Consider the following 15,221-nt stretch of genomic DNA (forward strand, 5'->3'; position numbering starts at 1 on the left):
GCGATCACGGGCGGATTCGCCCACCCGCAGCTGGGGCGATACGCCGCCGCCGGGGCCGGCCCGTGCAACTGAGACCCCGGGGGGGCCCCCCCCCCCCCGCGGGCCCCCCCCGCCCGTCCCCCGTGAAACCGTCCGCCGTGAAACCGTCCCCCGTGAAACCGTTCCGCGACGAGGGGGACGCGACGACAGAGACACGACGCGAGATACGCGGCGTGAGAGGAGCGCCATGCCCACCCCAGCCCCCGTCACCTACCGCCACAGCGGCCTGGTCTGCACCGACCACACCCTCGACGTGCCGCTCGACCACAGCGACCCCGAGGGCCCCGCCATCGGCCTCTTCGCCCGCGAAATCGTCGCCGAGGGGCGCGAACACGAGGACCTGCCCCGGCTCCTCTGGCTCCAGGGCGGCCCCGGCGGCCGCGCCGAACGCCCCAACGCCGCCGGAGCCTGGCTGCGCCGCGCGCTCACCGAGTACCGCGTCGTCCTGCTCGACCAGCGCGGCACCGGCCGCTCGGCCCCCGCCGACCGGCGCACCCTGGCCCGCTTCGGTACGGACCACGAGGCGGCCGCCCAGTACCTCGCGCACTTCCGGGCCGACTCGATCGTCCGCGACGCCGAACTCCTGCGCCGCCGTCTCCAGGGCGAGCAGCCGTGGAGCGTGCTCGGCCAGAGCTTCGGCGGCTTCACCACGCTCACCTATCTCTGCCTCGCCCCCGAGGGGCTCACCCGGGCCTACATCACCGGCGGACTGCCGACACTCACCGGCCACGCCGACGACGTGTACCGCGCCGCCTACGCCCGCACCCTCGCCCACAACGAGCGCTATTTCGAGCGCTACCCGGGCGACCAGGCCCTGGCCGACGCCGTCGCCGCACACCTGGACACCCACGACGTCCGGATGCCGGCCGGCGAACGCCTCACCGTGCGCCGCTTCCAGACCCTCGGCATCAACTTCGGCACCGCGGCCAAGTTCGACGCGCTCCACTACCTGCTGGAGACCGCCTTCACCCAGGGCGCCGACGGTCCCGAGCTGACCGACACCTTCCTGCGTGGTGTGGACGCCGCCGTGTCCTTCGCCGAACGTCCGCTCTACGCCGCGCTCCACGAGCCCATCTACGCCCAGGGCGGCCGCGCCACGGACTGGTCCGCGCACCGCGTCCGCCACGAGTTCCCGGCCTTCGACGCCACCGCCGGCGGCCCGCTCCGCTTCACCGGCGAGATGGTCTACCCCTGGCAGTTCGACGAGGACCCCGCGCTCGTGCCACTGCGCCGAGCCGCCGAGGCGCTCGCCGCCCGCACCGACTGGCCGCCCCTCTACGACCTGGACCGGCTCGCCGACAATGAGGTCCCGGTCGTCGCCGCCGTCTACCACGACGACATGTTCGTCGACCGGGAGCACGCCCTGGCCACCGCCGACGCCGTACGCGGCCTGCGCACCTGGGTCACCGACGCCTACGCGCACGACGGGGTCAAGGCCGACGCCGCCGTGCTGGACCGGCTGCTCGCGATGGGCCGGGGCGAGGCCTGACACCGGGGCGGGGCGCCGCCGGGGCGCCCCGCCCCGGCGCATATGATCTACGGGTCCACAGGGCGACCGCCGTCCTGCCGCGCCACCAGGGGTGCCTCATCAGTTCCGTACGCGTCCGGCTTCCCGAACAGCGCGGTGAACTGCTGGCCCGGCACGAGGACGGCGTGCACCTGCACCATCTGGTGTGGCGGCTGGGACCCGGCTGGCGCGTGTGCAGCAGCGCCGTGCTCGGCGGCGGCATCGGCCCGCGCGGCTGGATCCTCAACGCCCAGGTGCCCGGCGGCTATCCGCGCACCGACCCGGACCGGCACCTCGCCGAGATCGCCGCGGCCGAACACCTCACCGGGCCCGGCGCCGGACTGATGACGGCCGCCGACGTCACCGCGTACACGGTCGCCGTGGACGGCGAGGTGACGGCCACCGCCACCTGCGGCCTGGGAGTACGGGGCTGGGCGGCGGCACCGGCCGAGGACACCGGGGCGCTGCCGCGGCCCGGCACGGTCAACATCGTCGTCGTCCTCCCGGTACCACTCTGCGACGCCGCACTCGTCAACGCCGTCGCGACCGCCACCGAGGCCAAGGTCCAGGCGCTCCTGGACGCCGGACTCGACTGCTCCGGCACCCCCACCGACTCCATCTGCGTCGCGTCGCCCGCACCGGACGGGGGACCGGGCGAACCGTTCGCCGGGCCCCGCTCGCGCTGGGGCGGGCGACTGGCCAGGGCCGTGCACGCCGCGGTACTCGAAGGCGCGCTGCGGCAGTCCTGAGCATCCGAAGCGCCGCGCGCGAACTCCGGGCGCGGCCGACGAAGGGAATGGCCCTCATGAATTCAGCAACAGCCGGCACGACCCCGCAGCGGCCGGTCGTCGCCGTCCTCGGCACCGGGATCATGGGGTCGGCCATGACGCGCAGCATGATCCGGGCCGGGCTGGAGGTCCGCGCCTGGAACCGCACACAAGCCAGGGCGGAGCCCCTGACGGCGGACGGTGCCACCGTCACCGAGACGGCGGCGGAGGCCGTACGCGGCGCCGACGTCATCCTCACCACGCTCAACGACACGACCTCCGTCGCCGCCGCGCTCACCGCCGCGTCCGACGGCACCCGCCGGGGCCAGGTCCTGCTGCAGAGCTCCACGGTCGGACCGGACGGGGCGGTCGCACTGGCCCAGCGCGCCGCAGACCTGGGCCTCGTCTTCCTCGACGCACCCGTCTCCGGAACCAGGCAGCCGGCGGAGCAGGGCGCGCTGACCGTCTTCGTCTCCGGACCGTCCGCCGCGCGTGGCGTGGCGGACCCGGTGTTCGACGCGATCGGACAGCGCACGGTCTGGGTCTCCGAGGAACCGGGGGCCGCCTCCAGGCTGAAGCTCGTGGTCAACACCTGGGTGATGAACATGGTGGGCGCGGTGGCGGAGACCCTCAATCTCGCCGAGGGGCTGGGCGTCGACCCGCAGCTGTTCCTCGACGCCGTGCGGGGCGGCCCGCTCGACTCCGGCTATCTGCAGAGCAAGTCCGCCGCGGTCCTGTCCGGCGACCTCACCCCGAGCGTCTCCCTGAGCACGGCCCTCAAGGACACCCGCCTCATCCTCGACGCCGCCGAACAGTCGGGCGTCCGGCTGGATCTGACCGCCGCCTCCGTGGTCCGCTTCGCACGCGCCGAAGCGGCCGGGCACGGCGCCGAGGACATGATCGCCACCTACTACGCGGGCCGGGCGCCGATGGACGGAGCGTCCGGCGTTCGCGGGGAAGCTATGTGATTCTCGCGGTGGCGGTCTTGACGAACTCGGGGAGCACCTTGTCCCGCCAGACGAAAGGCGCCGGCGCCACATTGTCCTTGAAGGTCACGGTGGTCTGGCCGCCTACGGTGAACAGCACCGGGCCTTTGCGGCAGTTCCAGCTTCCCTCGGCGAGATCGACGATGAAGCAACGATCCGCACCCTCCTCACCCTGGTCGGTACGGGTCCCGGTCGCGACACGATCGGCGTAGCCGGAAAGCAGTTCAGGGCTGGCCACGGCGTCGATGCGGAGCCAGAAGAGGGTGGAGCGGTACCTCTCGCCGGGAAGACGCATGCTGTAGAGGCACCGGCCGGACTCGGACCGGTTGTCCGCTTTCCACGAAGGGTGTGCGGCGAACTCCTTGACGGACAAGGGGGTTACCGGGTAGCTCTCCTGTTGGATTTCCTCGGCGCCGGGGAGGACCGTCTCGATGTCCTCCTTGCGCACGAGTGAGCACGCGTCCGGCCACCGGTTCGCGGCCAGGACCTCCCCGCTCTTGAGTGAGGGGATGGGGAGGGCCGCACCGCGGGGGGCCGCGTTGCCTATCTCAACACCGTTGTTGAACAACACGTTGGTACCGACCAGGTACACGAGCAGGACGATGTTTGAGATCAGCAGGGCGCCTATCACGCCGAGCAACGTGGCTCTTTTCTTCAGCATGGCGGCTGATTCTCCACGAAGGGCGAACTGGTTGTCGACCGCGTCCGCCGCGCCGTGGCACCCTGCTGCCGGGAAACCAGGTATCCGCTGCGGGCCTTGTGCCCCGGTACGGCATGCCCCGCCGGGATTCTCACCCGGCGCGGCATGCGGTAGTGGACCGGGAGCCGAACTACGGTCTGCCGCGGCAGTTGACGTGGGCGGTCCCGGAGCCGGTCAGCGGGCGGCGGGGACCTCCACGATCGAGCGACCCGCCCAGGAGGGCGCCTCCTCCGTCAGAGCGACGAGGCGCTCGCGCACCTGGTCCGGGAAGGGCGCGGTGCGCCCGGCCTGCTGGTCCACGTGGAGAGCGAGCAGTTCGGTCGTCGCCACGGGCTCGGCGTCCGGGCCCGGTTCGGCGTCTTCCTGTGCGTCCGGCGCGAGCACGTACAGCTCGTGGGCGAACCGGGTCTTCTTCGCGTCGGCACCCAGCACCCGGGTCCGGACGGCGAGCCGGTCACCCTCGGAGACGTCGCGCAGATACCGGATGTGGGACTCGACCGTGTACAGCGAACAGCCGGTCCGCTCCCGGTACTCGGAGTTCAGACCGGTCTCGATCATCATCCGGTCGGTCGCGAAACCGAAGACGAGTACGTAGAACGCCTCGCTCATATGGCCGTTGTAGTCGATCCACTCCGGGCGCACGGTCTCCCGGTGCAGCGGCAGCGCGGTCACTTGGCCGCCTCCTCGGTGCGCCGCCCGGCGAGCCGGCCGGTGGCGCGCAGGACCTCGATGACGCCCCGGTCGCGTTCGGCCACGAGGTCCGCGATGCTGCGGCCGTCCGCCGCCTCGTCGCAGCCGCGCACCACCGCGTCGTACAGCTCCCGGTCCAGTTCGGGGGCTTCGAGCCGGGTCCACGGGGCCTTGAGCGAGGGGCCGAAGTGATCCAGCATGTGCGCAATGCCGCCCTCGCCGCCCGCGAGCGCGAAGGTGAGCATCGGCCCCATGCACGCCCAGCGCAGCCCGGGGCCCTCGGTGATGGAGGCGTCGATCTCCGCCACCGTCGCCTCACCGTTGGCGACCATGTGCAGTGCCTCGCGCCAAAGCGCCTCCTGGAGGCGGTTCGCGATGAAGCCGGGGACCTCGCGGTCCATCGTGATGACGGACTTGCCGGCGACCTCGTAGAAACGGGACGCCCAGCCGACCGCGGACGGAGCGGTCAGCTCGCCGCCCACCACCTCGACCAGCGGGATCAGGTACGGCGGGTTGAACGGGTGCCCCACGACCAGCCGTCCGGCGTCGGCGGCCCGGGTCTGCATGTCGGTCATCGGGTAGCCGGACGTCGACGACGCGATCACGACGCCCCCGGGCGTGGCGGCGTCGAGGCGGGCCAGCAGGTCCCGCTTGAGCTCCAGCTTCTCCGGAGCGCTCTCCTGGACGAACTGGGCATCGGACACCGCCTCTTCGAGGGTGGCCATGACCGTGAGCCGGTCCGGGGACGCCCCTTCGGCGAGACCGAGCTGCTCCAGCGCCGGCCAGGCGGCGTCGACCAGACGGCGCAGCCTCTGCTCGGCGTCGGGAGCCGGGTCCCAGGCGGTGACGTCGTAGCCACGGGCCAGGAAGTGCGCGACCCAGCCGCCTCCGATCACTCCGGCGCCCACGCACGCCACCCGGCGTACGTCCTGGGGGGCGCAGGGGGCGGGCGCGGGCTGAGCGGACGTCGTGGGCTGAACGGACGGTACGGGCTGCGCGGGCGGTACGGGCTGTGCGGCGTTCATCGTGCGGTTCTCCAGAACGGGTGGAACGAGTGGGGGAGCGGGCGGCGGCCGGGGCGCGCCTCAGCCGCGGGGCTTGAGCCCGAGCCGCTGCCGGGCCTCGTCCGGGGTGGCGACCCGGGAGCCGAGCGACTCGGTGATCTGTACGGCGCGCTCCACCAGCTGGGCGTTGGTGGCCTTGACGCCCTTGCCGAGATACAGGTTGTCCTCGAGACCGACCCGGACATGGCCGCCGAGGAGGATCGACTGCGCGACCCAGGGCATCTGCATCCGGCCCAGCGCGAAGCTCGCCCACTGTGCGCCGTCGGGCAGCATGTTCACCATCGACTGGAGCACGCCGGGGTCGGCGGGCGCGCCCCACGGGACGCCCATGCAGAGCTGGAAGACGGTCGGGGCGTCGAGCAGCCCCTCGGCGAGGAGCTGCTTGGCGAACCACAGCTGCCCGGTGTCGAAGATCTCCAGCTCCGGGCGTACGCCCAGCTCCTGGATGCGGCGGGCGCCGGCCCGGAGCATGTCGGGGGTGGAGACGTAGAGGTTGCTGCCGTCACCGAAGTTCAGTGAGCCGCAGTCGAGCGTGCAGATGTCCGGCAGCAGGTCCTCGACGTGGGGGAGGCGTTCGAGCCCGCCGACGAGGTCGGTGCCCGGCAGCTGCCGCAGCGGGGCGTCGGGGTCGATCACCAGGTCTCCGCCCATCCCGGCGGTCAGATTGATGACGACATCGGTCCCGGTCTCCTTGATCCGCTCGACGACCTCCCGGTACAGACGCGGATCGCGGGACGGTGCGCCGGTCTCCGGCTCACGGACGTGGATGTGCACGACGGCGGCGCCTGCCCCGGCCGCCTCGACGGCGGAACGGGCGATCTGCTCCGGGGTGACGGGCACATGAGGGCTCTTGCGGACCGTGTCACCGGCCCCGGTGAGGGCACACGTGATGATGACGTCCTGGTTTACGGGCATGCGGAAGCGGCTCCTGATTCGGATGGGATTTGTTGGGGATCTGTTGACTCGAACGACTCGAACGAGCTGAGCGAGTCGAAGAGATCGCGATGGGGCGTACGTGCGTGGGGGCGGGTCAGCCCGCGGTCAGGGTCGTGTCCACATAGCGGAGCAGCGCACCGTGCATGTCCTCGGCGCCGGTACCCGGCTCCCCGGGCGTCGTCGCGAGCACCTGGGAGGCCAGGCCGTCGATGAGAGCGGTGAGGCTGAGAGCGGCGGCCTCCGGATCGACCGGCCGGAAGACCCCCTGCGCGACGCCGCGCCCGATCACCTCCGCGACCGTGGCCCGCCACTGCCGGTAGTACTCCACGTGGAGTTCACCGACCGCGGTGGAGCGCGCCGCCTCGGCCCACAGGTCGAGCCAGACGCTCCACTGGCGCCGCTGCTGGGGGGTGTACGGGGTCTGGAGCTCGATCAGCAGGCGGAGTTCGTCGCCGGCGTGGTTCGTATCGGCTGTCCCGGCCGCGCGTCTGGCGGTGTCCTCGTCCATGCACCAGCGAGCGGCCGCCTCCAGCAGCTCGTCACGTCCGGGGAAGTGGTAGTGGATGGCGGCGGTACTGGTCCCGCAGGCCTCCGCGATGTCCGAGACCCGTACGGAATGGAACCCGTGCTCCGCGATCAGCTCGACGGTCTGCCGGACGATCTGGAGGGGTCTGCCGCTGTCCGCCGCCGGACGGCCGGCAGCGGAGTTGCGGGCTCGCCGGGGGCGGGCGGCCGACGGCGGGGCCTCGGAGAGCCGGGCGGGCGCAGTCGCGTGCTCCGGCTGCGTCCCGAGCAGCCAGCCGGCGTCGACCCCGGCGATGTCGGCCACCCGGGCCAGTTCGGCCGTGGTGAAGCGGCGGGTGCCGCCGAGTGAGCGCGAGAGCTTCGACGGATCGATGACCATCCGCCGCGCGAACTCGCGCTGACTCACTCCGGCATCCCGGATCACCTGTCGGACCCGTGCGGCCGCCTCGTCGTGCTGCATGGTCGGTCACGTTACCCATGTGTTGAGAGGATCTCAACATCAGTCACGGTGAATGACCTGTTTGGATGAGCGTTGAGGTGCTGACTGATGCATCAGTCAGCTGCATCGGTCAGCTCATTCGTCGACGAGCATCCCGGTCCGGAGCTTGCCGAGGATCCGGCTGATCAGGCGCGAGACGTGCATCTGCGAGATGCCGAGTTCGCTGCCGATCTGCGACTGGGTCAGCTCCTGGCCGAAACGCATCTCGATGATGCGGTGCTCGCGCGCGTCCAGATCCCCGAGCAGCGGCGCCAGCGTCTGCAGGTTCTCCACCGTCTCCATGGCGGGGTCCGCCTCGCCCAGCGCGTCGGCGTACGTGCGCCCCGGAGTTCCGTTGCGGCCGGTTTCCGTCGCGTCGGTCGGCATGTCCAGGGATCCGGCCGTGTACCCGTTGGCCGCGACGATTCCCTCGGTCACCTGCTCCTCGGTGATCCCGAGGTGTTCGGACAGTTCCTGGACTGTGGGGTCCCGGTCGAGCTCCGTGGCCAGGGACTCCTTCGCCTTGGCGATGTCGACGCGCAGCTCCTGGAGCCGGCGCGGTACATGGACCGCCCAGGTGGTGTCACGGAAGAACCGCTTGATCTCGCCGACGATGTACGGGACGGCGAAGGAGGTGAACTCGACCTCGCGGGACAGGTCGAACCGGTCGATCGCCTTGATCAGCCCGATCGTGCCGACCTGGACGATGTCCTCCATGTCGCCGCTGCCCCGGTTGCGGAACCGGCCCGCGGCGAACCGGACCAGCGAGAGGTTCATCTCGATGAGCGTGTTGCGCGCGTACTGATGGGCGGCGGTGCCCTCCTCCAGGACCTGGAGCCGGTCGAAGAACAGCTTCGACAGCGCCCGCGCGTCCCTGGGCGCGATCTTGCCGGCGTCCTCGATCCACGGAAGCTCGTCCACCGCTCCCTGGGTGTCCACGGCGCCCGTGCCACCGGTCACGCCTGTCGGGTCGGCGGGCTCCAGCAGGACCGCCGCGTCCGCTGCGGCGGTCGCGGCAGGCGCTCCCGCCGCCGTCGACCGTGCACTCTCCGCTCGGTCCGTACCGGCGGTCCGCGCAGTGTGCGCCGTCATCTCGTCACGCTCCCCTGGTCGTAGGCCATGAGGTGTAGGCGTATGCCCGCGAAAAGCCCGCCCATGCGGGTCGCTGAGAGTTGATCAGGCAACAACAGGTCAATGGCCGAAAATCGACGTGATCCCTCGTCATATCTGTGCAGGGACACGGATCCGGCAGCAGAACCGCCCCACCGGTACGGGGGAGCCCGGTGGGGCGGTCGTCACCAGAGTGCCACAGCCCTGGGCGCAATGGGCACCGACCGGCGCATATCCAGCGGTAGTTGAGTTGAAATCGACGGTGCGTCGACTCGCGGTTTCCGGCCGACGGTTTCGGTCGCGCGGATGACCTGCGACGGGGGCGTGGCGGGCGGCCGCGGACCCACTGGCGGGAATCGGTCAGCGCACGGAGAGCAGCGGCGTGTCACGGCTCCGTGAACCCCGTGGGTCGCCGGGAATACGTGCACGCGGGAAGGGCTTCCTGCTGCTGTGGGGCACCGTCCGGGGCGGCCGGTGCAAAGGGAAGCAGGAGAGAGAGGGAGCTCATGCCGAAGGCGTACGTGTTCACCCGCAACGGCGGGCCGGAGGTGGAGGCACTCGTCGAGCAGGACGCTCCGGTGCCCGGTCCCGGGGAGCTGCTCGTCGCCGTACGGGCGGCGGGCGTCAACCCGGTCGACTGGAAGCTGCGTACGGGGTACACCAGGCCCGGCAGCGAGCCGCAGCCGTTCCCCACCGTCCTCGGCAGCGAGGCCGCCGGGGTCGTCGTGGCGGCGGGCCCGGACGCCGAAGGGTTCGCGGCCGGCGACGAGGTGTTCGGCAGCCCGCTGACCGGCGGCTACGCCGAGTACACGCTGCTGCCCGTCGCGGTGACCGCGCACAAACCGGCCGGGCTGTCCTTCACCGACGCGGCGGCGCTGCCGGTCGCGGTGGCCACCGCCTACGACGGGGTGCGCCAGCTCGCTCCCGCCCCCGGCTCGACGCTGCTGGTCACCGGCGCCGGAGGCGGGGTCGGGAACGCCGTGGTCCAGCTCGCGCACCACGCGGGCGTCAAGGTCGTCGCGGTGGCGAGCGCGGCCAAGAAGGAATTCGTCGAGTCGCTCGGCGCGGTGCACGTCGCATCCGGCGCCTCGCTCGCCGGCCGGGTACGGGCGGCGGCCCCCGACGGCATCGACGCGGTCTTCGACCTGGTCGGTGGCGACACGCTGAGCGAGGTCGCCCCGCTGCTCGCCGATCCCGCCGCCCTCATCAGCGCCGCCGACAAGCCGCTCGCGGTGGAGCTGGGCGGGGCGGCTGTGGTGCGCGCCCGTACCTCGGCGGTTCTCGCCGAGGTCGCGGACCTCGTCGTCGCCGGAGCCCTGCGGACGCACGTCACCCGGACCTACCCGCTGAGCGCGGCGGGCGAAGCGCTGCGGGCCGTGGAGAGCGGGCACTCCCGCGGAAAGACAGTGATCGAGGTGAGCGCATGAGCGCGGAGCAGCCCCCGTCCGGCGGCGCGCACCCGCTGGACGACCCGGTCGGCGCGTCGCTGACCGGCCCGCATGCCCGATTCGCCGAACGCCGCGGCCGCGTCCTGCGCTACCCGGCCGACGTCACCCCCTGGGCCGCACTGCCCGACCGGCCGGGGCCCGCGGACTGGGCAGACGCCGCGGCGCTCGCCGGCCCGGGCGGAGCGGTCACCATCACCGCCTTCCGCGAGCTGCCCCCGGAGGACTGGGAGCGGACCTTCCACGCCGAGGGTGTCCAGCTCGTCGACACGGGCGTCGCCGCCGCCCCGGACCCGGAGGCGGTACGGCTGGGCCCGGCCGATGTGCCCGAGATGCTCGAACTGGTGGAACGCACCCGGCCGGGACCGTTCCTGCCCCGGACCATCGAGCTCGGCACCTATCTCGGGATCCGGCGCGAAGGGGTGCTGGTGGCGATGGCCGGGGAACGGCTGCACCCGCCCGGCTGGAGCGAGATCAGCGCCGTCTGCACGGACGAGTCGGTACGGGGGCAGGGGCTCGCCACCCGGCTGCTGCTCGCCGTCTCCCACGAGATCCGGGAACGCGGCGAGACTCCGTTCCTGCACGCGGCGGCGGCCAACACCCACGCCGTGCGGCTCTACGAGTCCCTCGGATTCCGGCTCCGCCGGCGGACATCGTTCCTTGCGGCGCTCGTACCCGACGGCGGGCCGGCGCGGCCGGCCCGGAGCGAGGCGGCCGACGCGGCGGTCCGCGGCTGATCCTGGACATGCCGCACGGGCCGTGATCCGGACTCCCCGGGCGGGACGCCCGTCGGGACCCTCCGGCCCGAGGCGCCCTGAGACGTCCCGGGCCCCCGGCGGGACGTCCGTCCGGGACTTCCGGCCCGAGGAGCACCGCCGACCGGTGACCGGTGACCTTCGGCGTGGTTCAAAAGGCCGAAAGCCCCCTGCGCCGAAGCCCCGGCCCGGGTGGACTGGAGATGACTGCCGGGGCGTGCCCGGCGCCGGCGGGAGGAGAGGGCCTTGACGATCGGGGTGCGACGTCCGGCGATGGCGCGGAGCGTGGAGCCGCCGTCCCCGGACGCCGGGGAGCGGGCCGCCGTCGCGGCCCGGATCGGCACCCCCGCCCTGATGGGCGGACTGGCCCTGCTCTCCCTGATCGTGGTGTGCCTGGACGTCCTCACGGGTGAGGACCTTCGGCTCATCCCCCTCCTGGTCGTCGTGCCCGCACTCGTCTCGGTCTTCTGCACCGTCCGGCAGACTGTCGCGGCAGCGCTGTGGATCATGCCCATCGTCGTGATCTCCCGGCTGGCATCGGGAGGCTCGTTCTGGGACATGGCGAGCGGCGTCTGTTTCACGGTGCTGGCCTGTGCGCTCGGCGTCGGCGTCTGTGCCCGCAGGATCCGGCACGTCAGCGAGATCGCCAGGCTGCGGTCCGCGGCCGTCGCCCTCCAGCGGCAGATCCTGCGCCCGCTGCCCGTGGCGACCGAACAGGTCCACGTGGACGGCATCTACGCGCCGATCGAGGAGGACCACCTGGTCGGCGGCGACATCTACGAGATCATCCAGACCCCGTACGGCACTCGCGTCATCATCGGCGACGTACAGGGCAAGGGCCTCGCGGCCATCGGGGTGGGCTTCGCCGCACTCGGCGCGTTCCGGGAGGCCGCCATCCGTGAGCCCGGCCTGACCGGAGTGGTGGACGCGGTCGAGGACGCCGTCGTTCGGCACAACGCCTTCTCTGCCCAGACCGGCGAGACCGAGCGCTTCGTCACCGCACTGGTGCTCGGCCTCGACGGGGCCGGGCGGGTGCAGGCCGTCAACTGCGGCCACCTGCCGCCCCGGATGCTGCACGAGGGCGTGGCTGCCGCTGTTCCGCTGCGCCGTACGTCGGTGCCGCTGGGTATGGCGGAGCTGAGCAACGAGGCGCGGGTCGCGGAATGGCTGGACTTCCCGCCCGGCGCGACACTCCTGATGTTCACCGACGGAGTGACCGAGGCCCGTGACGCCTCGGGAGCCTTCTATCCGCTGGACGCACGCCTGAGCCACTGGACCCGGCTCGGCCCCCGTGAGCTGCTGGACACGCTCCACACGGACTTGGAGGCCTTCTCCGGAGGTGTGCGGCGCGACGACATCGCGGCGCTCACGCTGAGCGGGTCGTCATCGGACAGCAGCAGCCGTCCCGTGACGGCCGGAGTCGACGCACGCCGGGCCGCGGAGGCTTTCAGCGGACGGTAGGCCCGTACCCGCAGCCCCGCAGCCCCGCAGCCCCGCAGCCCCGCAGCCGTAGGCCCGTAGGCCCCATGCCCCACAGGGCTTTCCCCCCTCGCCGCCCCTTCGGATGTCCCGAAGGGGCGTTTGTCGCAGCGGGACATTCTTGGGTGTACGGTGCAGTTATGAACCGGGAACGGAAGACCCCGGAGAGGCGGAGCCGCAAGGCCCGCCGGACCCGGGACACACTGGCCCAGGCCGCGTTCGAGCTGGTGCTCGACCGGGGGCTGAGGGAAGTGACGGTCGAGGAGATCGCGGAACACGCGGACGTCGACCGCCGGACCTTCAGCCGGTACTTCACCAGCAAGGAAGCCGCCGTACTGGACTCGGTCCGGGGCGACGGCGACCGGATCAACGACGCCCTGCGCGTTCGCCCCGCAGACGAACCGCCGCTCACCGCGTACCGCAGGGCCGTCCTGGACTGGCTGGAGGACCCGGAGGCGGCGGCCTGGCACCGCCGCCCGAGGATCTTCGAACTGCTGGTCCTCGCCGAGCGGGAGCCGACCCTCTACGCGGCGTTCCACCACATCCGGGTGGACGCCCAGGAGGACTCGGTCGCCATCGTCGCGCAGCGGCTGGGCACCGACCCGCGGCAGGACATCCGTCCCGCCGTCACGGTCGCCGCCGGAGCGGGAGCGCTCCTCGCCGCCCAGGCCGCCTGGGTGCGCGGCAACTGCCCCGACGAGCTGCCCCGGCTCGTGGGGCAGGCATTCGACGCCCTCTCGGCGGAGCTGTTCGCACAGCTCCCCGCCGGGCCGGCGTCACACAGCACCACGGAAGGAAACGGAACATCATGAGCACCACCCCCGCCACCACCGAGCAGGAATTCGCCGGACGCACCGCCCTGGTCACCGGAGGGGCCTCCGGCATCGGACTGGCCCTGTCCCACCGGCTGGCCGCCGCAGGCGCGTCCGTGGTCGTGGCCGACTACGACGAGGAGAGCGCCCGCAAGGCGGTCGCCGCACTGGAGAACGCCGGTGCCAGGGCCGCGGCCGTCGCCATGGACGTCACCGACCCCGCCTCCGTCGAGGCGGGCGTGCGGTTCGCCGTCGACACCTTTGGCGCCCTGCACCTCGCGGTGAACAACGCGGGCATCGGCGGCCCGAGCAGCCCGACCGGCGAATACGCCGTCGAGGACTGGAACCGGGTCGTCGCCACCAACCTCAGCGGCGTCTTCTACTCCATGCGCTACGAACTTCCCGCGATCGTCGCCGCCGGCGGTGGCGCCGTCGTCAACATGTCGTCGATCCTCGGCACCAACGGCTTCGCCGGATCGCCCGCCTACGTCGCCGCCAAGCACGGTGTCGTCGGCCTCACCAAGACGGCTGCGCTGGAGTACGCGGCACAGAACGTCCGCGTCAATGCGGTGGGGCCGGGCTTCATCGACACGCCGCTGCTGCGCAACACGGACGGCCCCGCCCGCGACCACCTCATCTCGCTGCATCCGGCCGGACACCTCGGCACCGCGCAGGAGGTGGCGGAGCTCGCCGCCTTCCTGCTCTCCGACCGCGCCTCGTTCATCCACGGCAGCTACCACCTGGTGGACGGCGGATACTCCGCCTCCTGAATGGCGCAGGGGGGCTTCGGGGGCGAGAAATAGAACAGCAGAGGTCAAGGAGGACCCCATGAAAGCCGTCCAGTACCGCACCGTCGGCGCCGCGCCGGAGGTCGTCGCCGTGCCCGACCCGGAGCCCGGCCCCGGGCAGGTGCTGCTGAAGGTCACCGCCGCAGGTGTCTGCCACTCCGACATCGCCGTGATGAGCTGGCCCGCAGACCAGTTCCCCTACGATCTCCCGCTCACCCTCGGCCACGAGGGCGTGGGCACCGTGGCCGCACTCGGCGACGGCGTCGGCGGACTCACCGTGGGCGAGTCCGTGGCGGTATACGGCCCCTGGGGCTGCGGTACGTGCGTCAAGTGCGCCGAGGGCAAGGAGAACTACTGCCTGCGCGCCAAGGAGCTCGGCATCAACCCGCCGGGGCTGGGCTCGCCCGGCGCCATGGCCGAGTACATGATCGTCGACGACCCGCGCCACCTGGTGCCGCTGGGGGACCTCGACCCGGTCCAGGCCGTGCCGCTCACCGACGCGGGCCTCACCCCGTACCACGCGATCAAGCGCTCCCTGCCGAAGCTGGTGCCCGGCGCGACCGCCGTCGTCATCGGCACCGGCGGACTCGGCCACGTCGCCATCCAGCTGCTGCGCGCCATGACGGCCGTGCGGGTCATCGCCCTGGACGTCACGGAGGACAAGCTCGCCCTCGCCCGCACCGTCGGTGCGCACGAGACCGTCCTGTCCGACGAACACGCCGCGGCGCGAATCCGTGAGCTGACGGGCGGCATCGGCGCACAGGTCGTCCTCGACTTCGTCGGGGCGCCGCCCACCGTGGCCACGGCGGGTGCCGCGGCCGCCGTCGACTCCGATGTCACGATCGTGGGCATCGGGGGCGGGGCGCTGCCGGTGGGCTTCGGCTCCCTGCCGTTCAACACCACGGTGACCGCCCCGTACTGGGGATCACGCTCGGAGCTGGCCGAGGTGCTCGACCTCGCCCGTGCCGGTTCGGTCGAGGTGCACGTCGAGACGTACTCGCTGGATGAGGCGCCGCTCGCGTACGAACGGCTGCACGACGGCAAGGTCAGCGGCCGGGCCGTCATCCTCCCCAACGGCTGACCCCGGGCCCTTGGCCAACCGGCCCTTGGCCAACGCCCCTGCGGGCCGTCGCACCGAGC

Annotated in this window: 15 protein-coding genes; 9 read left to right on the forward strand and 6 right to left on the reverse strand. The window is 72.3% G+C overall.

Going from position 1 to position 15,221, the window contains the following annotated elements:
• Positions 1-226: 226 nt before the first annotated feature.
• The 3 genes from ACGFU6_RS01880 (at position 227) to ACGFU6_RS01890 (ending at position 3,281) form a co-directional block, all read left to right on the forward strand.
• On the forward strand, positions 227-1,528 hold the full coding sequence (locus tag ACGFU6_RS01880) for an alpha/beta fold hydrolase (protein WP_393607530.1): 1,302 nt from the start codon (positions 227-229) through the stop codon (positions 1,526-1,528).
• A 164-nt stretch (positions 1,529-1,692) separates the two neighbouring features.
• Positions 1,693-2,295, forward strand: coding sequence for an adenosylcobinamide amidohydrolase (locus ACGFU6_RS01885; protein ID WP_393607531.1), 603 nt, complete (start codon positions 1,693-1,695; stop codon positions 2,293-2,295).
• 56 nt (positions 2,296-2,351) lie between these two features.
• On the forward strand, positions 2,352-3,281 hold the full coding sequence (locus ACGFU6_RS01890) for an NAD(P)-dependent oxidoreductase (RefSeq protein WP_393607532.1): 930 nt from the start codon (positions 2,352-2,354) through the stop codon (positions 3,279-3,281).
• On the opposite strand, the gene ACGFU6_RS01895 is transcribed toward ACGFU6_RS01890, so the two are convergent.
• The 6 genes from ACGFU6_RS01895 to ACGFU6_RS01920 all read right to left on the reverse strand — a co-directional run bounded on the left by ACGFU6_RS01895 (position 3,274) and on the right by ACGFU6_RS01920 (position 8,784).
• Positions 3,274-3,960, reverse strand: a complete 687-nt coding sequence (locus ACGFU6_RS01895; protein ID WP_393607533.1) for a hypothetical protein — start codon at positions 3,958-3,960, stop codon at positions 3,274-3,276. The two genes, ACGFU6_RS01890 and ACGFU6_RS01895, sit on opposite strands and share 8 nt — an antisense overlap.
• Positions 3,961-4,173: 213 nt before the next feature.
• Positions 4,174-4,671 carry a thioesterase family protein gene (locus tag ACGFU6_RS01900; protein WP_393607534.1) on the reverse strand — a complete coding sequence of 166 codons (498 nt, stop codon included), beginning with the start codon at positions 4,669-4,671 and terminating at the stop codon, positions 4,174-4,176.
• Positions 4,668-5,714, reverse strand: coding sequence for a 3-hydroxyacyl-CoA dehydrogenase NAD-binding domain-containing protein (locus tag ACGFU6_RS01905; RefSeq protein WP_393607535.1), 1,047 nt, complete (start codon positions 5,712-5,714; stop codon positions 4,668-4,670). The genes ACGFU6_RS01900 and ACGFU6_RS01905 overlap by 4 nt, the downstream gene beginning before the upstream one ends.
• Positions 5,715-5,774: 60 nt before the next feature.
• Positions 5,775-6,668 carry a 3-keto-5-aminohexanoate cleavage protein gene (locus ACGFU6_RS01910; RefSeq protein ID WP_393607536.1) on the reverse strand — a complete coding sequence of 298 codons (894 nt, stop codon included), beginning with the start codon at positions 6,666-6,668 and terminating at the stop codon, positions 5,775-5,777.
• A gap of 115 nt (positions 6,669-6,783) precedes the next feature.
• Positions 6,784-7,674, reverse strand: a complete 891-nt coding sequence (locus ACGFU6_RS01915; protein ID WP_393607537.1) for a TetR family transcriptional regulator C-terminal domain-containing protein — start codon at positions 7,672-7,674, stop codon at positions 6,784-6,786.
• Positions 7,675-7,788: 114 nt separating this feature from the next.
• Entirely contained in the window at positions 7,789-8,784 is a 996-nt protein-coding gene (locus ACGFU6_RS01920) for an RNA polymerase sigma factor SigF (protein ID WP_393607538.1), read from the reverse strand.
• 524 nt (positions 8,785-9,308) lie between these two features.
• On the opposite strand from ACGFU6_RS01920, the gene ACGFU6_RS01925 reads away from it, so the two are divergent.
• From ACGFU6_RS01925 to ACGFU6_RS01950, 6 genes are all read left to right on the forward strand, one after another.
• The gene (locus ACGFU6_RS01925; RefSeq protein ID WP_393607539.1) at positions 9,309-10,229 is read left to right on the forward strand and encodes an NADP-dependent oxidoreductase; all 921 of its coding nucleotides are present in this window, start codon (positions 9,309-9,311) and stop codon (positions 10,227-10,229) included.
• Positions 10,226-10,984 (forward strand): GNAT family N-acetyltransferase, encoded by a 759-nt coding sequence (locus tag ACGFU6_RS01930; protein ID WP_393607540.1) that lies wholly within the window; start codon positions 10,226-10,228, stop codon positions 10,982-10,984. Before ACGFU6_RS01925 ends, ACGFU6_RS01930 begins: the two co-directional genes overlap by 4 nt.
• Before the next feature lie 264 nt (positions 10,985-11,248).
• A complete protein-coding gene (locus ACGFU6_RS01935; RefSeq protein ID WP_393607541.1) occupies positions 11,249-12,463 on the forward strand; it encodes a PP2C family protein-serine/threonine phosphatase in 1,215 nt (404 codons plus the stop codon).
• Positions 12,464-12,621: 158 nt separating this feature from the next.
• Entirely contained in the window at positions 12,622-13,293 is a 672-nt protein-coding gene (locus ACGFU6_RS01940; RefSeq protein WP_393607542.1) for a TetR family transcriptional regulator, read from the forward strand.
• Positions 13,290-14,063 carry an SDR family NAD(P)-dependent oxidoreductase gene (locus ACGFU6_RS01945; protein WP_393607543.1) on the forward strand — a complete coding sequence of 258 codons (774 nt, stop codon included), beginning with the start codon at positions 13,290-13,292 and terminating at the stop codon, positions 14,061-14,063. The genes ACGFU6_RS01940 and ACGFU6_RS01945 overlap by 4 nt, the downstream gene beginning before the upstream one ends.
• A gap of 58 nt (positions 14,064-14,121) precedes the next feature.
• On the forward strand, positions 14,122-15,162 hold the full coding sequence (locus ACGFU6_RS01950; RefSeq protein ID WP_393607544.1) for an NAD(P)-dependent alcohol dehydrogenase: 1,041 nt from the start codon (positions 14,122-14,124) through the stop codon (positions 15,160-15,162).
• The last annotated feature ends 59 nt before the right edge of the window (positions 15,163-15,221 follow it).

This window comes from Streptomyces sp. NPDC048462 (assembly GCF_043200175.1).
In the GTDB taxonomy this organism is placed as follows: Bacteria; Actinomycetota; Actinomycetes; order Streptomycetales; family Streptomycetaceae; genus Streptomyces.